A 23,811-nucleotide genomic window follows, 5' to 3' on the forward strand; every position below is an offset into this window, starting at 1 on the left:
AGAGGGGTAATCTCATGGAAGTTAAAATGATAGGAATCAGTAAAAGTTTTGGAACGAATAAAGTGTTAGAAGGTGTTGATTTCGAATTAAGATCAGGAGAAATACATGCGTTGATGGGGGAAAATGGTGCCGGCAAATCAACATTAATGAATATTTTGACAGGCTTGCATAAACGCGATGCTGGAAAAATCTATATTGATGGAACAGAACATTATTTTAAAAATGCCAAAGAAGCAGAAGAATTCGGCGTAACTTTTATTCACCAAGAAATGAATACGTTTTCTAATATGACGGTATTGGAAAATATGTATCTTAATCGAGAATTAAAAACAAAGTTAGGATTATTGGATAACAAGAAAATGGCAGCAGAAGCCAAGAAGATATTCAATGAACTGCATATCTCATTAAACTTGGAAGCGCAAGTTGATACGTTATCTGTAGGGCAACAACAAATGTTGGAAATTGCTAAATCACTGATGACAAATGGAAAAGTGTTGATTATGGATGAACCGACAGCAGCATTGTCAGAAACGGAAATTGATAATTTATTTACAATCATTCGTGGATTAAAGAACAACGGGGTAGCAATTGTTTATATTTCTCATCGGATGGAAGAGATTTTTGCCTTGTGTGATCGGATTACAGTGATGCGTGATGGGATATCAGTCAGCACCCATCAAATTTCTGAAGTCAATGTGAATCAAATAGTACGAGATATGGTAGGGCGTGACATTGGAGACTTTTATCCAGAAAAAACAACCCCGATCGGTGCTATAAAATTTGAAGTAAAAAATCTAACGTCTACCGGTCTTTTTGAAAACGTTTCATTTTCAGTTAGAGAAGGAGAAATACTTGGTTTCTCAGGATTAATGGGGTCGGGAAGAACGGAAATTATGAGAGGAATCTTTGGGATTGATCGCTATGACTCTGGCGAAATTCGATTAAATGGAGAGCAAATCACTATTCGTAAGCCCTCTGATGCAATCAAAAAAGGCATTGGTTTTCTAACAGAAAATCGCAAAGATGAGGGATTGATCCTTGATTTTAGTTTGGAAGATAATATTGTGCTTCCTTCAGTGGATGAATTTAGTAAGCGAGGGTTGCTGGAGCAAAAAACAATAGATGAATTTGTGGCGTTATTACTCAAACGTCTCGTAGTGAAGGCAGAAAATAAGGATGTCCCTGCCAGTAGTTTATCAGGTGGTAATCAGCAAAAAGTGGTATTAGCCAAATGGATCGGGATAGGTCCCCAAGTGCTGATTTTAGATGAGCCGACTAGGGGTGTAGATGTTGGTGCAAAGCGCGAAATTTATTTATTGATGAATGAATTAGCACAACGTGGTGTGGCGATCCTCATGATTTCCAGTGATTTACCAGAAGTAATGAGTGTCAGTGATCGTATCATCGTGGTGAGAGAAGGACAACTCGCTGGAGAAGTTTTAAAAAGCGAAGCAACACAAGAAAAAATTATGAACTTAGCTACGGGAGGGAATTGAGCATGGAAAATATAAAAAAGAAAAAGATTGCCTTAGGATCATTAGGCCCATTACTTGCATTGGTCGCTTTAGTGATCGTTGTAACGGTGTTAAACCCTAGCTTTATTACACCCAATAATTTATTGAACCTATTGCGCCAAGTGTCAATTAATGCCTTGATTGCATTTGGGATGAGTTTTGTTATTTTGACGGGCGGTATTGATTTGTCAGTGGGCTCGACATTAGCTTTGTCGGGAGCGTTGACGGCAGGACTGATTGCTAACGGTATTTCTCCGATTTTAGCGATGCTGTTTGGTATGATTTTGGGCGCTTTTTTAGGAATGGTCAATGGACTTTTGATCACGAAAGGGAAAATGGCACCGTTTATCGCGACTTTAGCAACAATGACGATTTATCGTGGTGCGACACTGGTTTACACCGATGGTAATCCAATCACAGGAATTGGTAAAAGTTTTATTTTTCAATTTATGGGCAAAGGCTATTTGTTTGGCGTACCGTTTCCGATCATTGTTATGTTGGTATTTTTCTTCTTATTATATATGTTGCTTCATAAAACTGCGTTTGGAAAAAAGACCTACGCGGTCGGTGGAAATTTAAAGGCCGCAGAAATAGCTGGAGTGAAAACAGACCGAATTCAAATTATCATTTATACGATTTCAGGATTGATGGCGTCAATTTCAGGGATCATCCTCACTTCTCGTTTAAATTCGGCGCAACCTACGGCAGGTCAATCTTATGAAATGGATGCAATTGCTGCAGTTGTGTTAGGAGGGACTAGTTTATCAGGTGGAAAAGGGCGTTTATTTGGAACCTTGATAGGTGTGTTGATTATCGGGACAATCAATAATGGCTTGAATTTATTAGGGGTATCCAGTTTCTATCAACAAATCGTCAAAGGATTAGTGATCATTGTCGCAGTATTGCTAGACCGAAAACAAAATAAATAACTAAATAAAGGAGAAAATGACTATGAAAAAATTGTTCATTTCAATGATGGCAGCAAGCTTACTTTTATCAGGGTGCGGTGCAGCAACTTTAGGGAATAATGAGTCTAAAGAAGATAACAAAGTGGAAGAGAAAAAAGCTGGAGAGCTAAAAGTGGGTGTAAGTATTTCTACATTAAATAATCCATTTTTCGTTTCAGTTAAAGACGGGATCACTACGCTAGCAAATGAAAATAAGACAAAGACGATCGTTTCCGATGCGCAAAATGACGCTTCAAAACAAAGTAATGATATGGATGATTTAATCCAACAAAACGTCGATGTCCTGTTGGTTAATCCCGTTGATTCTTCAGCGATCCAGCCAGCAGTGGAAGCTGCTAATGAAGCAAATATTCCAGTGATTACGCTAGACAGAAGCTCGGATGGAGGGGATATTTTAACGTTGGTTGCATCTGATAATGTCAAAGGTGGAGAAATGGCCGCAAGCTTTATCGTGGAAAAAGTTGGTCAAGGCGCAAAAGTGGTTCAACTTGAAGGGACTCCTGGCGCTTCAGCTACTCGTGAGCGTGGAAAAGGCTTTGAAACTATTGCCGAAAAAGAGCTGAACGTGGTACAAAGTCAGTCCGCTGATTTTGATCGCGCTAAAGGATTGAGCGTTATGGAAAATATGTTACAGTCTAATTCTGATATCACGGCTGTGTTTGCTCAAAATGATGAAATGGCACTTGGTGCGGTGGAAGCATTGAAAGCAGCGGGCAAAAAGGATGTACTTGTTATTGGATTTGATGGTAATGAGGATGGCGTAAAAGCAGTAAAAGATGGAACAATGGCCGCAACGGTTGCTCAACAACCTGTTGAGATGGGGAAATTAGCATTACAAGCAGCATATGATCATTTTGAAGGGAAAAAAGTAGAAAGTAAAATAGATTCACCATTGGAATTAATGAAAGCAAATAAATAGTCAATTCTGAGAAAAAAACGCACGCTCTGATTCTGCTAGATAATCTAGTGGGAGAAAGACGTGCGTTTCTTTTTTAGAAAGGTTTGTTCTAACTCTTTGTAATTAAGGTATGTTAAAAATATAGAAAACGTGCGATTAGTTTAATAAGCGTGACTATTTTTCTCTTGATTATTGTGCCGTAAGAAAATGGCGATTGAGTTTGTTTTATTTAGATGAAATCTATATTTTTTATAACAATACCTATATTTTGTTTATTCTTATCCTTTTTTGAAAGCGCTACAATATTAATGTAGACAATTTAATGAAAGGAGTTGGGGAAATGAAGAAAAAGTCAAAGAGCTCGCTTTTTTTTACGAATGTATGGCGATATAAAGCGTTGATCTTAATGGCGATTCCAGCGATGGTTTGGATGATTTTTTTCTTTTACATTCCAGTTTTGACCAATGTGGTAGCTTTTAAGGATTTCCATATTTCACCAGATGGATTTATTGCTAGTTTAAAAGCGAGCCCTTGGGTTGGCTTAGAGAATTTCAAGTTTTTATTTTCTTCTAATGATGCCTTTTTGATTACGAAAAATACAGTGTTGTACAACGTGACTTTTATTATTTTGAACCTTGTCATTTCTGTATTTTTTGCAATCGTGATGAGTGAACTGCGGAATAAGCGTTTGGTAAAAGTCTATCAAACAATGTCTCTTTTGCCGTACTTCTTATCATGGGTTATTATTGGGTATTTTGTGTATGCCTTTTTAAGTCCAGATAAAGGGATTTTCAATCAATGGATTGTAGGTCAGGGCGGTACGCCAATCAATTGGTATAGTGAACCGAAATTTTGGCCGTTTATCTTGATTTTTATCGGAACATGGAAAGGAATTGGGTATAATAGTATCATTTATTTTGCCTCGGTTATGGGAATCGATCCTACTTATTATGAGGCCGCAATGGTCGATGGTGCCAGCAAATGGCAGCAAATCAAGAATGTCACGATTCCTCAATTATTGCCGTTGATGACGATTATGACGATTTTGGCTGTGGGCAATATTTTTAGAGCTGATTTTGGTTTGTTCTATAATGTTCCAAGAAATTCCGGTTCCTTGTATCAGGTCACCTCTGTTTTGGATACGTATATCTTTAACGGATTGACTGCTACAGGAGATATTGGAATGACAGCAGCGGCTGGGTTGTATCAATCAACAGTCGGTTTTGTCTTATTGATGATTACAAACGGAATCGTTCGTCGCTTTGACAATGATTCGGCATTATTCTAAGGAGGGTGAAAACATTGAGGAAAAAGCCAGTTTCAAAAGTAGCAATTCGGTCGTTTAATCGACCTGTCAATTTATTTTTTAATGTGTTGATCGCAGTTTTCGCTCTATCTTGTATTTTGCCGTTTCTATTTGTTGTGGCAATTTCACTTAGTAATGAAACAGCATTAGCCGCTCATGGGTATAGTTTTTGGCCTAAGGAATTTAGTATTTTCGGCTATACTTATTTATTTGATCAGATGCAAGAAAAAATCTTTCAAGCATTATTTGTAACTGTTTTGGTAACAGTCGTTGGAACCTTGATCAATAGTACTGCAACGTCATTGTATGCTTATGTGATTTCAAGATCTAATTTTCCGTTTCGTCGTTTTTTTACGATATTTTGTTTGATTACGATGTTATTTTCTCCAGGGATGGTGGCGAATTACTTAGTGATGACGAATTTACTTCAATTGAAAGATACGATTTGGGCGTTGATTTTGCCAATGGCGGTCAGTCCGTTTAATATTATAGTGATGCGGACCTTTTTCAAACGTTCAGTGTCTGATTCGATCATTGAATCAGCTCGAATCGATGGTGCTTCTGAGATGCGGATTTTTATTCAAATCGTGTTGCCACTAGCCGTTCCAGGGATTGCAACAATCAGTCTATTTGCCGCTTTAGGGTATTGGAATGACTGGTTTAACGCACTTTTATACATTCAAAAGGATAGCTTGGTTCCACTGCAATATTTATTGATGAAGATCCAAAATAATATTCAATATCTGACCCAAAATGCTGGAGCCAGTAGTCAATTATCTGGTGGGATGGCGGCGATACCAGGAGAATCTGCGCGAATGGCGATTGTCGTTATTTCAACATTGCCGATTGCAATCAGTTATCCATTTTTCCAAAAGTATTTTGTCAAAGGGTTAACGATTGGCGGAGTTAAGGAATAAAAAGTTCGCTCATTTAGCTTTTGCTTTAAAACAGAGTGAATAAAATGAGCGGACGTTGAAATTTACAAGCTGAAGAGACGTGGAATGTTGTTACTATTTTAAATTACGAGGAGGAACAGTAATGAAGACGTGGAAAAAAGTAGTCGGTTTAAGTACAGCAGTTGTTCTTTTAGGGGCGTTAACAGCCTGTGGCGGAAGCGGTAAAGAAAAAACGGATGGAAGTAGTAAAAAGACGGATGAGAATACGTTATTGATGTATCAAATTGGAGATAAACCGGACAATTATGATGCATTGATGGAAGTGGCGAATAAGAGAATCGAAGAAAAAACAGGCGTTAAACTAAATATCCAATACATTGGCTGGGGTGATTACGAGAAGAAAATGAGTGTGATTGTCTCATCGGGTGAAAATTATGATATTGCGTTTGCTGATAATTATGTACCGAATGCGCAAAAAGGTGCCTATGCCGATTTAACAGAATTAGCGCCTAAGTTTGCCAAAGATGCATACGATCAGTTAGATGAAGCGTATATCAAAGGAAATTTAGTAGATGGTAAGTTATATGCATTCCCTGTAAATGGGAATGTTTACTCGCAACAAGTATTGACATTCAATAAACAATATTTGGATAAATACAATTTATCGATCGACAATATCAACTCTTACAAAGATGCTGAAAGTGTCCTAAAAACGTTCCATGAAAAAGAACCGAATATCGCAGCATTTGCGATCGGTCAAGGGTTTAAAGCACAAGGAGACTTTGATTTTCCAATCGGAAATGGCTATCCATTTGCTGTCGACTTGAATGGTGATACTAAAAAAATCGTCAACCAATACGAAAACAAAGACTTTATGGACGTGCTGAAAACAATGCATAAGTGGTATCAAGCGGGGTATATTCCATCAGATGCAGCGACAAGTAATACAGAGTTTCCATTAGAAGGAAATACATGGTTCATTCGTCAAGAAACACAAGGACCTTACGATTACGGTGATACGATTTTGAGCAATGCTGCGGGACAAGCGTTAGTTTCTAAAGCCTTTACGGTACCATTGAAATCAAGTGACCAAGCTCGAATGGCCAATTTTGTTGTTTCAAATACCTCTAAAAATAAAGAAAAAGCAGTAGAAGTACTAGGACAAATCAATAGTGATCCAGAACTGCTAAATGGTTTGGTCTGGGGCATTGAAGGCGAAGCTTGGGAAAAGATAGACGGTAAAGAAGATAAAATCAAATTGCTAGAGGGGTACAAACCCAATACGCATTTACCAGCTTGGAATACTGGAAACAATAGAATCTTATATACACAAGATACGATTACAGATGAAATGATCAAAGAACGCGATGAATCGATTGCGAACGCTGAAACTTCCCCAATTTTAGGCTTTAACTTTGTGACATCAAATGTGAAAACTGAAATGAGTAATATCGCTAACGTTATGAGCCAATATTTAGATGGCCTAAATACAGGGACTGTTGATCCAGAAGAAACAATTCCTAAACTGAAAGAAGCACTTGCTAATGCCGGTTATGACAAAGTCTTGACTGAAATGCAAAAACAATACGATGACTTTTTGAAAAAATAAAACTCGGATAATAGCTGGAACCAAGTGATTCGATGATTTATCGTCTTTACTTGGTTCTTTTTTGAAAAAATAATATTCAGCATAAACTGCGTAGTATATTAGAGACAGCAGTTTTTATATTTGGAATATCTTGAAGAGTTATTTATTATAGTAAAGAAGTAGAAAGGAAGAATTAGATGGTTGGAAAAGCGTTAGAAACGTTATTTATTAAAATTTGGGTCATTATAAAATTGAATTTATTCTTTTGGCTATTTAGTTGCTGTGGTTTACTCGTAGCAGGCATAGGACCAGCTTTGAAAACAGTGAATGAACTATTTGTCAGTCATGAATTTGAGTATAAAGATATTACCTTGAAAGAAGGTTGGGATTGTTTTAAGCGGAATTTTATCAGAGGGAATGTCCTTTTTTATGGAGCTGTTTTGCTGTTAGTGACCTTGGCTTATAATTTGTTTTTATCTGTTCAAATCCAAGGACTGGCCTTTTTGATGATTGATTTTCTTTTGGTTTTTGCAATGGTTTACGCAGTTGTGACGTTTCAGTACACTTTGTTATTAGATAGTTATTATGAGATCGGATTAAAGAATTTGTTGAAGCTAGCTTTTATTTCAACGTTATCTAATTTTACCAATCTCTTGAAGATTGCACTTGGTCTTTGCTTGATTTTATTCATTACCTGGAAGTTCAAAGGCCTGATTTTATTTGGAACGTTTTCTATGATTCAAATTTGGAGCTTTACGGCAACAAAATCATGGCGACAAACGATCGATCAACGATTGGAACTCCATGCGTAAACGAAAACCTTCTTTCTTTAATGAAAAAACGCTACTGAACCGATTACTCAAAAATTATGCATTGATCCTCGTTTCCTTGATTTTAGTCGGCATGTTCAGTATTGGGATGAATACCTATTGGCAATCGATGGGAAGAGGGAAAGTCACTGCGCAGGAAGCTGTTGATACAATTAGTCGTTCGATCAATGATAAGAATTTACAAGGAAAAACCATGCTGAATGAGCTGAAAGAAAATCAAGAGAAAATCAATAGCTTAAATCGTTATATGGATACTCCGATTTCAGATTATTTGACTTATTCATACGATCAACAATTAGAAACTGGAAATTATTTATTTTTACCTGGCCAAGTTAAAAATTTTTATACCATGTATGATAACATCGAATCGATCATCATTGTATTGAATAATTATAATGACTACTACCTTTCGACCGCACAAGATAAAAGCGGTAAGAAAATTAATGGAACACCTCGTCTAAATAATAAGTTTTATTTAGCCTATCCGATCACGAACCCAGTGACATTAGAAGTGCTAGGAAGTTTTTATGTTGAGTTTTCTCAAAAAGATATTCTTGATAGTTTAACTCATTTAACGACATTTGATGGATTATCAGCATATGTATTTTCAAGTACAGGAAATCCATTATTGACGTATACGGAAAAAAACAATACGTTAGATCAACAATTGATTCAGCAAAAAATGAAAGAAACCTCTGTCTTACCACTTCAAAAATTAATGGAAAATAATATTTTGGAACATATCCAAACAGCAAGTGAGTTTGAAATTTTAGTGACGATTTCTAAGGAAAAGATTCTGACACATGTTCTTTTTGAACTACGTATTTTGATGCTAGGCGGTTTAGTGCTGATTTTAATACTGTTATACTTACTTTATCGCACATTTACTAAGTATTCTCAGCAAGTTGATATTATTATGGGGGCAATGGCACTCGTTTCTGAAGGAGATTTAAATACCCGAATCAATGAACAGGAGACTCAGTTTGAGTTAAAAGAGCTTTCTAAAGGTATCAACACGATGTTGGATAATATAGAACAATATATTTCAGATATTTATAAGTTGGAAATCAAGCAACAAGATGCGCATATGAGAGCATTACAGTCGCAAATCAGCCCCCATTTTCTATATAACACGTTAGAGTATATTCGTATGTATGCGTTAAGTGAAGGAAGCGAGGAGTTAGCGGACGTTGTATATGCATTCTCAACTTTATTACGGAACAATACCGATCAGGCTAAGACCACGACCCTAGAAAAAGAGCTAAGTTTTTGTGAAAAGTATGTATACTTGTATCAAATGAGGTATCCGGATCGAATTGCGTATCACTTTGAGATCGATGAGGCATTAAAGGATCTTGTTTTACCAAAATTCTCGGTTCAGCCCTTGATTGAAAATTATTTTGTTCACGGCATCGATTTTTCTAGAAATGACAATGCTATTAGTGTGAAAGCGCGTTTAGTTGATGGGCAAGTGAAGGTTTTGATTCGTGATAATGGTAAAGGAATCTCTTTGCAAAAGCTAGCGTTGATTAAAAGCAAATTGAAGAGTGAGCAAATCGAACTGCACGATTCGATTGGATTGCAGAATGTAAATGAACGTTTGCGAGCTTATTTCGGCCCTTCATTTTTGATGACGATTACGCCGAATGAAACAAAAGGTATTGCAATTATGCTATCTTTCAATGATCCCCTTTCTTGAAAATAGTTGATTTTAAAAGAAATCATACAAATGATCACTTCAAATAAGTCCTCATATTTCACAGCAAAATCATGTTGCGACAAGTAGTCATAAAGTAAAGGAGCAATCGAATGAATTACAATGTTTTACTGGTTGATGATGAATATATGATCGTAAATGGATTAAAAAAAATTATTTCTTGGGAATCAGAAGGCTTTTCCATCAAAGGGACGGCACGAAATGCAAAAGAAGCATTAACAATGATGGAGACAGAGGCTATCGATCTGGTGATCACTGATATTACAATGCCGGAAATGACAGGGTTAGAATTTATTGAAGCTGCCCAAAAAGAGGCTAGAGAGTTTGAGTTTATGATTCTCTCTGGCTATCAAAAATTCGACTTTTTAAAAGGCGGTCTGCAGTTAGGGGCAATCAATTATTTGATGAAGCCTGTTGATAAGGTCGAGCTTTTAAAAAGTGTCAAAAAGGCAAAGAAACGTTTAGATGACCGTAGTCAGCAAGAAACTAGAAATGGTTTGTATAGTGAAATTTTATTATCTCAATGGGTGAATGGTGAAATCGACAAGGACAGTTATGAAGAGTTGGACCGATTGGTCAATACGGCAGAAAAATCAGAGTGGACTGTTTTATTGATAGAGGTTAATCGTGAGAAAAAAAACACCGTTATTGACTGGCTGGAAAACCAGCTGCAATCTTTATTGTTTACTAGAAATTTAGGGGATAAAAGTCTGATTGTACATATATTTAGAGGTGGCAAGTATCAACTGAACCAACTGCTAACAGCAAATCCTTTAAAAGCAAATGAAGACGATAGTTGGTTGATAAGTGTCGGCGAGACGGTTGGTGATTGGGAAGATGTACCGGATAGCTATGAAAAAGCAAATCAGACGTTGCAACGCTATAAATTTTATGAAACAAGTGGCAATAATGTGTTATATTCTGTTTTTTCAGATGATTTCGATCTTTCAGCAGATATTATTAATTTTAATAAAACGTTGATGGTTGGAGATTTCACTACAATCGAGAGCACGATTGCTGAAATTTTTGCTAAAACGCAAAAAATTGGTGCCCGCCCAGAAGATGTTCGCCATATTACGTTTATGCTGTTTATGGATATCTATCGCCGCTTTAATCATTTGGATGAAGGCGAGTATCAACAAGTTCTAGATGATATCAATCATTCATCGAATGCTGATGAACTGCACGATATTTTATCGACTACAGTGACCCAAATCACACGGGAAAAAATAGCATATGACTATTCAGAAAATGTGCAAAAAGTGATCGATAAAATTCGTTCTGAGTATACAAGTGAATTAACGTTGAAATGTGTAGCTCAATCATTGCATCTTAATGTAATGTACTTGGGGCAATTATTTAAAAAAGAAACTAAGAAGAGTTTCTCTCAATATTTGAACCAATATCGTATGAAAAAAGCACAAAATCTGTTACTCTATACGGACGATAATGTAAATGAAATCGCTGATAAAATCGGTTTTAACAACAGTACTTACTTCTCTCAAATTTTTAAAAAAATGAATGATCTAACCCCTAAAGAATTTCGAGAAAAATATAAACATCATTATGATTCGGTGGGTGAAGAATAATCAAGCAAGCACAAGAACAGAACTCTTGTGCTTGCTTTTTTCGTAAATCAAACGCAATTAAATGCTAAATGGACGTTGCTCTTCTTTGTATTGTCTCGGTCTAGGTACGGTCCCTAAAGTAAAGTCGATCGTACCCCCATTCATCAAGCTAGCATGGGTGAACACTAATCCCTCGTGTAAAGAATCATTGTAATGAATATGGTCCACAAATTGTTGCTGTTCTTGATTTGGACTAGTCGAAATAGTCAAGGTTTCACCAGTAGATAAATGAAGAATAGCTTTATCAAATAAAGGCATCCCGATCACATATTCACCTGAACCAGGACAAACAGGATAAAACCCTAATGAACTAAAAATATACCAACTAGCCATGCTGCCATTATCTTCGTCTCCTGGGAAACCAGTAGGACTATCATTAAATTCTTGGGTCATCAATTGTTTTAGCAATGGCTGAGCAAACTCTGGCTTTCCAATATAGCTAAATAAATAAGGAAAATGGAAGCTAGGCTGATTAGAAATGGCCAATTGACCAAACTCTGTGGCAGCCATTTCACTCATTTCATGAATTTCAAACCCGTATCCGTCAGCAGAAAAGACAGGTGCTTGATTACATAAATCGATCAATTTCTCTTGGAATTTGTCTTGGCCGCCGAAAGCAGCAATCAAGCCCTTGAAATCATGATATACAGCAAAACTACTCTGCCAAGCGCTACCTTCAGCATAATCTTCGCCCCAACGATGGCTGTTGAAGGGTTCTTTGAACCTACCGTCTGTGTATTTCGCCCGCATAAAGCCAGTGTTAGGATCGAAAATAGATAAATAATTCTTGGCTTGTTTTTCATAGTGTTCAGCAGTCGTATGCTCTGCCAAGCTTTTAGCAACTTGGCGAATACAAAAGTCACTGTAACAATAATCTAAGGTATGATTTACTGACTCGTGATAGTTAGCAGGCACATATCCATAGGTTAAATAATCGTTGGTTCCTTGTCTACCGTAGTTTGAATTCTCGCTTTGAATTGTTGCCCCTTTGATCATGGCCTCTAAAAATTCAGGCATCAGATCAGGACGGATATCTTTCACTGCGGCATCAGCTACTACCGCATCAATCAAGGTTCCGGGCATCAAGCCACGTTCATCAGGTGAAAGCCATTTAGGCAAATAGCCGCTTTCTCGATAACTATTTAAAAAACCTTCCAGCATTTCTGCATATTTTTCTTGAGCGATCAATGAATAGAGCGGATAAACAGTCTTATAAGTATCCCAAAAGCCGTTATTTGTATAAAGAAACCCTGGTTTTACTTCTTTAGCCAACGTATCATAATGAATAATTTTCTCGTTAGCATCTTTTTCATAAAAGGTTTGCGGGAATAAAAAAGCACGATATAAATTATGATAAAAAGTCGAGCGACGTTTGGTATTTTTATCTTGGATATCGATTTTACTTAAATAATGCGACCATTGTTCCTCAGAATTTTTGAGATAATCTTCAGGTTTCCAATGAATTTCACGAGATAAGTTCAGCTTGGCTTGATCGCAGCTTATAAAAGAAGTGCCAAATTGAACGGTTTGTTCTTGAATATCGCCAAAAGTAAAAGCAATACAGTCATCTTCTCCATTTTTTTTAATAGGAGTTTCAAAAGTTAAAGGTTGCTGAAAGTGAAGCGTAAAATAAAATGAAAAATGAGAATCTTCACAACCTGCGTAGTTTATTATAGAGCCGGAAACTGTCTGGTCATCTTCTACCGTCAGTTGATATTTTCCAGGTAATGAAAGTAACAGATTTGCATTCGGCTGACTATAGCGAACAGTCAACACACCTCCGTACATACTAGGGATCATGCGTGTAGTCAATTGATATCGTTGTTCTTTAATTTCTAAATAGTCAGGTCTGAAAACGCTCTTATTTGGTCGGTAAGAAGATTGGGCATGAAAGAGTGTCTGTTCTTTCAATTGACCGTTAAAAGGTAATAGCACAAAGTAACTGAAATCCCCCATCCAGGGACTCGGCTGATGTGTTAGTCGAAATCCCTGAAAGACGGGGTCTCTGGGGTTGAACCACCAGCTGCCATTCTCTCCATTCGTTTGAGGGGCAAAATAATTCATGCCCCAAGGAACACCTGTATAAGGCAGGCAATTGCCATTGGAAAAAGAGTGCTGATTATCTGTTCCGTGTCTAGTATCGATCAATGTTGGGTTCATCTATTGATTCTCCTTTGTTGAGTGTCGAATGATTTGTTTTACAGGGATTTGCTGGTCAGTCGGGACTTTATGTTTTTCAATCCAGTCGATCAGCATTGTTCCAGCAAGTGTCCCCATGCCTTTAAAATCTTGTGCAATGGTTGTTAGTGATGGGTCGATCAATGAAGCTGCCTGAATGTTGTCGAAGCCGACAACTGACAATTGATTAGGTATATCAATATTCGCTCGTTTTGCCAGATTCATTAAAGAAATTGCCACTAAGTCATTCTCGCAGACCACTCCTGTAATGGCATTTTCGTGTAAATAGTGAATGACATCAGCATTTAAAAAAGATTGTTTATCCGTTAACGCAGTATGGAACGATAAATGTTGTTCTTTTGTTGCATGGATGTAGCCTAAATAGCGTTGACGTACCGATTGCGGCAAGGTAGTTTCACCAAAAATATAAGCAATTCGTTGATGCCCTAGCTCTGCTAAATAAGTTGTTGCCATCACACCACCTGAAAAATTATCCGATTGTACTGTTGGATAAGATAGATCATGAATTTTTTTATCTAAGATAATAACTGGAAACTCCTGAATGGATAGCTCAAACAGTGTGTCTAGAAAGTCTTCTGTATTATGAGCATAATAGATCATTCCGTCAAAGTCTTCGATAATATCAGCTGCTTTTTTATTGATCAAAAATTCGGATGAAGACATGATCACTTCATATTGATGCTTACTTGTGACAGGTGCTAGACCTTCATTGAAGTTGCCAAGTGAAAGGTCATTTACAAAGGGGATTAAAAATAAGATACGAGCTACTTTTTTCTTCATGGGTTTACGCTTTTGGACATAGCTGCCTCTTCCCTGTATACGGTAAATCAAGCCTTGATTCTCTAACTCTGTGAGTGCACGTTTAGAGGTAATACGGCTGACGTTATAGGTTTGAGATAATTCCTTTTCTGTAGGAAGTTGTGCATTTTCCTGCAAATTACCAGTTTCAATAGCATGTAATAAGTCATCGATAATTTTTTTATATAGTGGTTTAGACATAGTTGTTCTCCTAATCGTTAAATGATATATCATTAAAGGTAGTTTAACATAGAAAGAAAAAGAGTTCAATTCAAAAATAGTAGAAAAAACAGTGGACAAAACGCTTTCATTAGCATATACTTTCGTTGTTAAATGATATATCAACTGACAAGGAGGCTATTATGATTTATAACAAAATACCGAACTCTGTACAAGTTTTTATGGATAAGATGACTCAGTTGTGTGGAAAAGAGCATGCAGGTTGGGCTGAGAATTTTAATGCAGCGTTTGCGAATACTCTGACTACTACAGTTAAGAAGCAAGACGATGGAACAACCTTTTTGCTGACAGGAGACATTCCTGCGATGTGGCTGAGAGATTCAACGGCCCAAGTTCGCCCTTATTTAGTGGTTGCCAAAGAAGATGAAGAACTTGCAGAGATGATTTGTGGATTGGTTCAACGACAATTTTTCTATATCACGATTGATCCTTATGCGAATGCCTTTAATGAAATACCGAATAGTGCGGGGCATCAAACGGATCACACTAAGATGAATCCTTGGATCTGGGAGCGAAAGTATGAGATCGATTCACTGTGTTATCCAGTTCAATTAGCCTACTTATTGTTTAAAAATACTGGATACACAAAGCAATTTGATGAAAACTTCGTTGAAGGTGTGAAGCATATTTTGAACGTTTTCAAAACGGAGCAAGAACATAAACATTCCCCTTATACCTTTGAACGTGACACAACTCGATTAGAAGATACATTGCCGAATAAAGGGCGCGGCACTGAAGTTCATCTGACAGGGATGACTTGGTCAGGTTTTCGTCCTAGTGATGATTCGTGTCGCTACGGTTATTTAGTGCCGTCCAATATGTTTGCGGTCGTTATCTTAGGATATATTGAAGAAATCTTTACGGAAGTCTTGTCTGATGCAGAGATAGTGAAACAAGCTGCTATCTTGAAAAGAGAAATCGATGCTGGGATTCAAAGATATGGAAAAACCCACAACCAGCTTGGGGTGTCTGTGTACGCTTATGAAGTAGATGGTCTTGGTAACACGAGTATTATGGATGACAGCAATATCCCTAATCTACTTTCAGCTCCTTATTTAGGATATACAGAAATTACAGATGTAACGTATCAAATGACGCGCAAAACAATTTTAAGCAAGGAGAACCCTTATTTTTACGAAGGGAAATATGCAAAAGGGATCGGCAGCTCTCATACTCCAGAAAATTATATTTGGCCGATTGCATTAGCAATGGAAGGTATGACCACAAATGACAAGTCTGAGAAAGAAAGAATCTTAAATTCCTTAGTTGCAAATGATGGGGGTACTCATTTGATGCATGAGGGATTTGATGTGGATGATCCTTCTAAGTACACACGTGAATGGTTTTCTTGGGCAAATATGATGTTTTGTGAATTAGTGATGGATTATTTTGATATACGAGTTGAGCGATAAAAGAATGAAATGGAGCGTGAAATCATGAAGAAAAAAGTTTATATTATCTCGCATTCTCATTGGGATCGTGAATGGTATCTGCCTTATGAGCAGCATCACATGCGTTTAGTAGAATTAATGGATGATGTCTTAGAGTTGATCGAAACGGATTCTGCTTTTGATAGTTTTCATTTAGACGGGCAAACAATTATTTTAGATGACTATTTACAAGTAAGACCAGAAAAAAAAGCAGCAGTTCAAAAAGCCATTACAGAAGGGAAACTGCGGATTGGTCCGTTTTACATTTTACAAGATGGCTTTCTGATCAGCTCTGAATCGAATGTTCGAAATATGTTGATTGGCAAAAAAGAAAGCGATAGATGGGGAGCTGCTGTCAGATTAGGGTATTTCCCAGATACTTTTGGCAATATGGGTCAGACACCACAAATGATGAAACAAGCAGGCTTAGATGCTGCTGCTTTTGGTAGAGGGGTAAAACCAGTCGGCTTTAATAACGAGGTGTTGGATGATGAAAACTATACTTCTCAATATTCAGAAATGTGGTGGCAAGGACCGGACGACAGTACAGTTTTAGGATTATTATTTGCAAATTGGTACAGCAACGGCAATGAGATACCAGCAGAAAAGGAAGCGGCGTTAGCCTTTTGGACGCAAAAATTAGCAGAAGTTGAAAAATTTGCATCAACGGATCATTTATTGATGATGAATGGTGTTGATCATCAACCTGTTCAAAAAGATATCACAAAAGCAATAGCTTTAGCAAATGAACTATTTCCAGAATATGAATTTATCCACTCAAATTTTGATACGTATTTAAAACAAATGCAGCAAGATTTATCAGAGAAAGTTGGTACAGTTTATGGTGAGTTGACGAGCCAGGAGACAGACGGCTGGTTTACTTTAGCTAATACAGCTTCGGCAAGAGTTTACCTGAAGCAATGGAATACAGCTGTGGAACGTCAATTAGAAAATAGAACAGAACCTTTGGCAGCAATGGCTTACGAATTGACTGGCAATTATCCTCATGACCAATTAGATTACGCATGGAAACTATTGCTGCAAAATCACCCTCATGATAGTATTTGCGGCTGTTCTGTAGATGAAGTTCATCGTGAAATGATTCCAAGGTTTGAAAAAGCCAATGAAGTTGGGAAATATTTGGCAGAGGAAGCGTTATCTCAATTAGTTATCGCAGTAAATACAGAAGATTTTCCAGAAAAAAGTCATCCATTTGTTGTGTTTAATACTTCTGGCTATCAAAAATCAGAGAGCATAAAAGTACGCATTGAGATTGAAAGAAAACAATTTAAAGAGGGAATTCCTCATGAACTATGGGAAGGGCTAGTTGATAGTGATACTCCTGCATTTGCAGTAATCAATACACAGGGACAACAAATTTCAGCGACTGTTTCAAAACCAGAGACTTGCTTTGGTTATGAGTTGCCAAAAGATCGTTTTAGAGTCCCTTATATGGCTAAATATGTTGAAGTAGAGCTGTTGATAAGTGATATGGCGCCTTTCTCATGGGCTACATTTGCATTACAGCCAACGGAAAACTTAGATGTGGAAATAGATTCTATGATCAAAGATTCAAAGAATTATGTTCTGGAAAATAGCTGTCTAACTGTAACAATCAATGAAGATGGAACCCTTGAAGTATTGGATAAGTCTTCAGAAAAGAGCTATGACAACTTATTGTTGATTGAAGATACAGGAGACATTGGGAATGAATATATCTTTAAACAATCAGAAGGAACAACGCCTATTTTGTCTAAGCATCATCCCGCAGAAATTTCAGTAGTAAAAGATGAATTATTCATAGCGCAAATTAAAATCGTTCAACAAATGTTAATCCCAGAAGCAGCAGAAGATTTACTAGAACAAGAGCAAAAGGCAGTTGTAGATTTCCGTTATCGCAAAGCTGGCCGTTCATCAAAGATGAAAGAATTAACGATTGAAACGCTAGTAACGATGGAAAAAGATTCTTCGCGCTTAAAATTTGAAACGACATTGGATAATCAAATGAAAGATCATCGTCTGCGGATATTGTTTCCTACAGGAATCGAAACACAGACCCATGAAGCTGATAGTATTTATGAAGTGGTTACTCGACCAAATCAAGTAAGCAAAAGCTGGGAAAATCCAACCAATCCCCAACATCAGCATGCGTTTGTTAATATCCATGATGAGGAATCTGGAATAACGGTTTCTAATTTTGGCTTGAATGAATATGAAGTATTACCGGAAAATAATACGATTGCATTGACTCTTTTAAGAGCAGTCGGAGAAATGGGAGATTGGGGGTACTTCCCAACACCAGAAGCACAATGTTTAGGGACACATACGTTCCACTATGGCATTGACTTTCATAGCGAAAAGGAAAGACGGTATGCTACGTATCAACGAGCTTATGCTGCGCAAATTCCCTTTAGTGTGAAACAAACGTCAAGACATGCAGGTTTATTAAACGCGAAGGATGCTTACTTAATGATTAAAGGGGAGACATTCGCAGTAACCGCAGTGAAAAATAGTGCGGATGATGATGCACTTGTTGTCAGAGGCTTCAATATGAGTGGGAACCAAGCTCAGATTGAAATAGAAAAAAATGGGAAAGAGGTGGCACACTTATTGAATTTGCTAGAAGAAAAGCAACATGAAGAAGTGGTGAAACAATTGAAGCCTTACGAAATTCGAACGATTGGTTTTGATCGCTAAGGACAGGAGGAAAGCTAGATGACGTACTATGGATCAATCGAAGCTGGCGGTACAAAATTTTTCTGTGCAGTCGCAGATGAGCAATTAAACATTATTGAACGAATCAACTTACCAACGAGGTCACCGAAAGTAACCTTGGATGAAGTTTTTGCATTTTTTGACACGTATCCGTTAATAGCACTTGGGATAGGCTCGTTTGGACCTATTGATGTTAATAGTAAGTCTAGTACTTACGGATATATCACCTCTACACCGAAACCAGGCTGGCAAAATATCGATCTTTTAGGGTCCTTAAAAGAGCGCTATCAGGTTCCGGTTGCTTGGACGACGGATGTTAATGCAGCAGCGTATGGCGAAATGCATTTAGGTGCAGGGAAAGATACTGAAAGCTGTATCTACTTGACGGTAGGCACAGGTGTTGGTGGAGGTGCTGTTGTCAATGGAACCGTTCTGCAAGGATTTAGTCATCCAGAGATGGGGCATATCTCTGTTCAACGTTATCCAGGTGATACAGTAGAAAGTGCATGTCCGTACCATGATAATTGTTTAGAGGGATTAGCAGCAGGTCCAGCATTGGAGAAGAGGACCGGAATCAAAGGGCAGTTACTAGAAGCGACGCATGATATTTGGGAAATTGAAGCCTTTTATATTGCACAAGCGTTGATGAATTATACACTAACATTGTCGCCAGAAAAAATTATTTTAGGCGGCGGTGTTATGAAACAGACGCAACTGTTTCCAAAAATCCGCGCATCGTTAGAAAGGCAATTGGGCGGTTATGTAGCGTTGCCTGTGTTAGAGGACTATATCGTAGGGTGTGATTTAGGAGATAACAGCGGGACAATGGGTTGCTTGCTTTTAGCTAAAGAGAAATGTGAAATTAAATCAGATGAATTCGTAAGCTGATGCACAGGGAATTGTCTATATCTTGATTAAGTAAAACGATAGCTGGATTATTGGTCATATTATTCAATAGTCTAGCTGTCTTTTTTTTCTACAAAAAGAACCTATACTTTTTGATACAAATGCTATAGTTTCTCTATTTATAAAAAAGATAGAAAGCGTTATCATTTTCAGGAGGATGAATAATGCTGGAATTTAGGGAAAATGATTAAGGGGGTTCATTCATTGAAAAGAAAAACTTTGAAACATGTGTGTTGTAGTGCAGCTGTTGTGTTCACTCTATTAGGCGGTGCATCGGTATCAAGGGTTTATGCAGAATCGCTAGAATCAAGAAGTAATAAGGAAATAGCTATCCCGTTGTTTGATCAAGTACCAGAAGCGACAGCCTTATTTCCAGATACGTTACTCAGCTGGGATGCTAAAAACGATCCTGACGCACCATTTAATAGTTCTAAAGTTCCTTTAGCGACTCGTGTGCAAGGAAAGAAAATGAATGTAGATCAGAGTACAGAAGCCAAAGTTCTGTCAATCGCGATTGTTAATCGGCATACGAAAGGAACGCCATCACAAGGTGGTACAGATAAAGCGGTCTACAATTTTACAAATTGGCAGTATGTGGATACATTAGTTGCTTGGGCGGGTTCTTCTGGTGAAGGAATCATAGTTCCACCAAGCGGTGATATCACGGATGTAGCTCATAGAAATGGTGTGCCGATTGTTGGAACTGTTTTCTTTCCGCCAGAAGCTTATGGTGGTAAAAGTGAATGGGTAGAGCAATTCGTACAAAAAGATCGCACAGGAAAATTTCCAATGGCAGATAAGTTGTTAGAAATGTCGGAAGCCTATGGTTTTGATGGATGGTTTATCAATCAAGAAACCAATGTTGATGCACAAACAGCGACTGCTATGAAAGAATGTATGAGCTATTTACAAGCTCGTAAACCAAAAAATCAGCAGGTTATTTGGTATGACTCGATGATTCCAACTGGTGCTGTTGATTGGCAAGGTGCCCTAAATGAACAAAATCAAGGATACTTCCAAGAAGGGAAAAAACGTGTTTCGGATAAAATGTTTGTTGATTTCCGCTGGCAGAATCTTGAAACATCAAGAGTAAAGGCGGTTCAGCTGAAGCGTGACCCATATGATTTATTTGCAGGCATCGACGTTCAAGCGAACGGCATAAATAGCCGGCGAAAACCAAGTAGCATTTTAGGGGAAAATGGACAACCACTTCTCTCACTAGGACTGTACTGTCCAGATTGGACACTACGTGATGGCGGTCAGTACGATGTTGATCGTTATTGGGAAAACGAAACATTACTTTGGATAAATTCACAAGGAGATCCTCGCTCGGTAGAAAGTGCTAAAAGTGAGTGGCAGGGCGTTTCTAGATATTACGTGGAGAAAACACCCATTACAAGTGTACCGTTTTTAACAAATTTTAATGTTGGAAATGGGGATGGTTTTTATTTAGATGGTACAAAAGTCAAAGAAGGAAGCTTTAATAATCGTAGTATTCAAGACGTTATGCCTACCTATCGCTGGGTTATTGACAATGAAGCAGGCAATCAACTTGAAGCAACAATAGATTATAAAGATGCATTTAATGGTGGTTCGTCGATCAATTTATCTGGAACGATGACCGCTGACAAACGAACGTTTATTCAATTATATGCTTCTCAATTGAAAGTGAGCGCCTCTGAGACAGCCGCTGTCGTGACAAAAGGAGCAGACAACGTATCTTTAGTTTTAGAACTTAAGGGAAAAGAAAAACCAGTGACGATTCAAGGTGAACAACAAATGTTGGCAAATGGCTGGGTACAAACGACATATTCCTTAAAAGCAGCAAGCGGCAAAGCAATTACGGCTATTGGCTTGGATATCAAGAATAATCAGACAGGTCCGGCTTCAATTCGTTTGGGGCAATTAAGAATTGGAAAAGAAAAAAAAGTATCAATCAGTCCAGTCAGTAAACTTACCTTTTCAGGAAAAACAGTTATTGATGATTTAACAGAAAGTATTCGTATACGTTGGGAGACGAAGGGGAAAAACACTAACTCTTATCGCATTTACCGAAAAGTGGCTGGGACATGGCAGTTTGAAGGAGAAACAGCAAACAACTCCTATACATTACTAAATCAAGAACGAATAGAAGATACTGCAAATTATCGTGTAGTTCCAGTTGATCATTATGGTCGAGAACAGCAAAGTAAAGGGACCACAGCTGTTTATCCATTTGAAGCGCTAAAAAAACCTGAGATAGCGATTAATGCTAGCAGCACATTAGTTTCTGTAGGAGAAACAATCACTCTAGATGCAACGGTTTCTAAATCTACAGAAACCGTGAACTGGGAAGTGGTTGGTGCAACACCAGAAACTGCTTCTGGACAAGAAATGACACTATCCTTTGCCAAAGCAGGTACGTATTCTGTAAGAGCAACGGCAGTTAATGCTTCAGGTGAGACTGAGATCATCAAGGAAAAGTATCTTTACGTTTATGATCAAAATACTGGGATTAAAATAGAGAATCTATCAGTATTACCAACAACTACTGCGGACCAAGGCTCTGGTTATACAAATGAAGGAGAAAGCTATCGCTTTGCTTTAGACGGGAACTTGAAAACGAAATGGTGTGATAATGGCAGTGACAAACCTTGGATGATTGCTGATTTAGGCACGGTAAAAACAATTGCTGGATTTGAATTATTCCATGCTGGCGCAGGTGGCGAAAGTTCAGAATGGAATACGAGGGAGTATGATATTTCAGTAAGTGATGACGGAAGCAATTGGAGAACTGTTGTGCAAAAAAGAGGGAATACCTTAGATCATAGCAAAGATGCAATTGGCTTAGTGGAAGCAAGATATGTCAAGCTAGTTTTAGAAAAGGCAGAAAAAAATGGGAAGACAGCTAGAATTTATGATTGGCAAATCATTGGTGTTGACCAAACAGGTATTGTTAAACCGTAGTATTGGTATTTCATTAACTTAAGAAAAAAATAGGCAGAAGAATCGAGTAGCGGTTCTTTCTGCCTATTTAGGTTAGCTAATAATTGTTCGTCAATTGTTCATGCAAAGTTCTTTTTTCTTCATCAGAGATGAAAGCACCATTGATCGCATTATGATTCAATTGTTCCATGTCCGCGTATGTGATACCGTACCATTCATAAAGCTTCATAAATTCGTCGGTCAATGTTGTATTCGAAACGGTGCGATTATCCGTATTGATACAAACCTTGATTCCTGCATCAAGAAACAAACGGAATGGGTAATCCGCTAATGTAGTAACAGTTTTAGTTTGCAAATTACTTGTGGGACACATTTCGATTAAAATATCTTTTTCTTTTAATAATGGAAAATAGTTCGGAGAATCTTTTACAGCAATCCCGTGTCCAATCCGTTTAGCGCCTAAATAAACAGCATCAGCGACATTTTGACCACATCCACATTCGCCAGCATGTAATGTTAAAGGAATCTTTAATTGCTCAACAAGACCTAATGTCTCTTCGAAGGTATAGGGCGGAAAATCTAATTCGTTGCCTGCCAGATCAAATCCCACGATGCCATCTGTTTTGAACGTATCGGCCAATTGAACGATTTTTGCGATATCAGACAACTCTTCATGGCGCATACCGCATAATAATGCATTACTTTTTACCCCAAATTGTTGTTGACCTTGCTCCAGACCAGCTAATACAGCGGTTATGACCTTAGGTAAAGAGAGACCTTTTTTTGTATGTAAGGAAGGAGCAAACCGAACTTCTATATAATAGATATTCTCTTCAGCGGCTTGACTGATCACGTCAAATGCAGCAGCTTTTAGCGCAGATTCTGTTTGCAGACAGGTCAAAACTAGATCGAAACGCTCTAAATAGTCGCTCAAATTTTGGCAATCTTGAGGAGCAACTAACAGATTTTTCAATTGGTCTTGTTCAGAAGGTAAATAAATGTTATGTTGAAGGGCTATTTTTCGTAAAGTTTCTGGGCGAATTGAGCCGTCTAAATGACAATGCAACTCTATTTTTGGTAGTTTTTTGACGCGTTCACGTTTCACAGTATCATCCTCTCTTTTTTGTTGAAATTTTGTGGTCTTCTTCAATCAGTATTTTGAAGACTTTAACACGCGTTGTACACTCTGTCAATAAGAGTCGTGGTATACTATAAAGACGAGTAGATTTTTCAGAGGATTTAAAGTACAAGGG

Annotated in this window: 16 protein-coding genes; 13 read left to right on the top strand and 3 right to left on the bottom strand. The window is 37.7% G+C overall.

Going from position 1 to position 23,811, the window contains the following annotated elements; translation table 11 throughout:
* Positions 1-14 precede the first annotated feature (14 nt).
* From BCR24_RS14075 to BCR24_RS14115, 9 genes are all read left to right on the top strand, one after another.
* Complete coding sequence (locus BCR24_RS14075; RefSeq protein ID WP_069641149.1) at positions 15-1,496, top strand: sugar ABC transporter ATP-binding protein; 1,482 nt, start codon at positions 15-17, stop codon at positions 1,494-1,496.
* A gap of 2 nt (positions 1,497-1,498) precedes the next feature.
* The gene (locus BCR24_RS14080; protein WP_069641150.1) at positions 1,499-2,443 is read left to right on the top strand and encodes an ABC transporter permease; all 945 of its coding nucleotides are present in this window, start codon (positions 1,499-1,501) and stop codon (positions 2,441-2,443) included.
* A gap of 22 nt (positions 2,444-2,465) precedes the next feature.
* Positions 2,466-3,401, top strand: a complete 936-nt coding sequence (locus BCR24_RS14085) for a D-ribose ABC transporter substrate-binding protein (RefSeq protein ID WP_069641151.1) — start codon at positions 2,466-2,468, stop codon at positions 3,399-3,401.
* A 319-nt stretch (positions 3,402-3,720) separates the two neighbouring features.
* Complete coding sequence (locus tag BCR24_RS14090) at positions 3,721-4,668, top strand: ABC transporter permease (RefSeq protein ID WP_069641152.1); 948 nt, start codon at positions 3,721-3,723, stop codon at positions 4,666-4,668.
* A 14-nt stretch (positions 4,669-4,682) separates the two neighbouring features.
* Positions 4,683-5,603 (top strand): carbohydrate ABC transporter permease, encoded by a 921-nt coding sequence (locus BCR24_RS14095; protein ID WP_069641153.1) that lies wholly within the window; start codon positions 4,683-4,685, stop codon positions 5,601-5,603.
* A gap of 121 nt (positions 5,604-5,724) precedes the next feature.
* Positions 5,725-7,191 carry an ABC transporter substrate-binding protein gene (locus tag BCR24_RS14100; protein ID WP_069641154.1) on the top strand — a complete coding sequence of 489 codons (1,467 nt, stop codon included), beginning with the start codon at positions 5,725-5,727 and terminating at the stop codon, positions 7,189-7,191.
* Between the two features lie 176 nt (positions 7,192-7,367).
* Positions 7,368-7,982, top strand: a complete 615-nt coding sequence (locus BCR24_RS14105) for a YesL family protein (protein ID WP_069641155.1) — start codon at positions 7,368-7,370, stop codon at positions 7,980-7,982.
* Entirely contained in the window at positions 7,975-9,699 is a 1,725-nt protein-coding gene (locus tag BCR24_RS14110) for a sensor histidine kinase (protein ID WP_069641156.1), read from the top strand. The genes BCR24_RS14105 and BCR24_RS14110 overlap by 8 nt, the downstream gene beginning before the upstream one ends.
* A gap of 110 nt (positions 9,700-9,809) precedes the next feature.
* Complete coding sequence (locus tag BCR24_RS14115) at positions 9,810-11,306, top strand: response regulator transcription factor (protein WP_069641157.1); 1,497 nt, start codon at positions 9,810-9,812, stop codon at positions 11,304-11,306.
* Positions 11,307-11,363: 57 nt separating this feature from the next.
* Here the strand turns inward: BCR24_RS14115 and BCR24_RS14120 are convergent, their stop codons facing one another.
* The gene (locus tag BCR24_RS14120; RefSeq protein WP_069641158.1) at positions 11,364-13,505 is read right to left on the bottom strand and encodes a GH92 family glycosyl hydrolase; all 2,142 of its coding nucleotides are present in this window, start codon (positions 13,503-13,505) and stop codon (positions 11,364-11,366) included.
* Positions 13,506-14,543 (bottom strand): GntR family transcriptional regulator, encoded by a 1,038-nt coding sequence (locus BCR24_RS14125; RefSeq protein WP_069641159.1) that lies wholly within the window; start codon positions 14,541-14,543, stop codon positions 13,506-13,508.
* Between the two features lie 161 nt (positions 14,544-14,704).
* On the opposite strand from BCR24_RS14125, the gene BCR24_RS14130 reads away from it, so the two are divergent.
* The 4 genes from BCR24_RS14130 (at position 14,705) to BCR24_RS14145 (ending at position 22,579) form a co-directional block, all read left to right on the top strand.
* Positions 14,705-15,994 (top strand): glycoside hydrolase family 125 protein, encoded by a 1,290-nt coding sequence (locus tag BCR24_RS14130; RefSeq protein ID WP_069641160.1) that lies wholly within the window; start codon positions 14,705-14,707, stop codon positions 15,992-15,994.
* Between the two features lie 24 nt (positions 15,995-16,018).
* Positions 16,019-18,709 carry an alpha-mannosidase gene (locus BCR24_RS14135; RefSeq protein ID WP_069641161.1) on the top strand — a complete coding sequence of 897 codons (2,691 nt, stop codon included), beginning with the start codon at positions 16,019-16,021 and terminating at the stop codon, positions 18,707-18,709.
* 18 nt (positions 18,710-18,727) lie between these two features.
* A complete protein-coding gene (locus tag BCR24_RS14140) occupies positions 18,728-19,615 on the top strand; it encodes an ROK family protein (RefSeq protein ID WP_069641162.1) in 888 nt (295 codons plus the stop codon).
* Positions 19,616-19,837: 222 nt separating this feature from the next.
* Positions 19,838-22,579 carry an endo-beta-N-acetylglucosaminidase gene (locus BCR24_RS14145; protein ID WP_069641247.1) on the top strand — a complete coding sequence of 914 codons (2,742 nt, stop codon included), beginning with the start codon at positions 19,838-19,840 and terminating at the stop codon, positions 22,577-22,579.
* Positions 22,580-22,655: 76 nt separating this feature from the next.
* Here BCR24_RS14145 and add read toward each other — a convergent pair whose 3' ends face one another.
* Positions 22,656-23,663: an adenosine deaminase gene (add, locus tag BCR24_RS14150; protein ID WP_069641163.1), complete on the bottom strand. Its 1,008-nt coding sequence runs from the start codon at positions 23,661-23,663 to the stop codon at positions 22,656-22,658.
* Positions 23,664-23,811: the final 148 nt, after the last annotated feature.

Origin of the sequence: Enterococcus ureilyticus, assembly GCF_001730315.1 — a bacterium.
GTDB classification, from domain to species: Bacteria; Bacillota; Bacilli; order Lactobacillales; family Enterococcaceae; genus Enterococcus_L; species Enterococcus_L ureilyticus.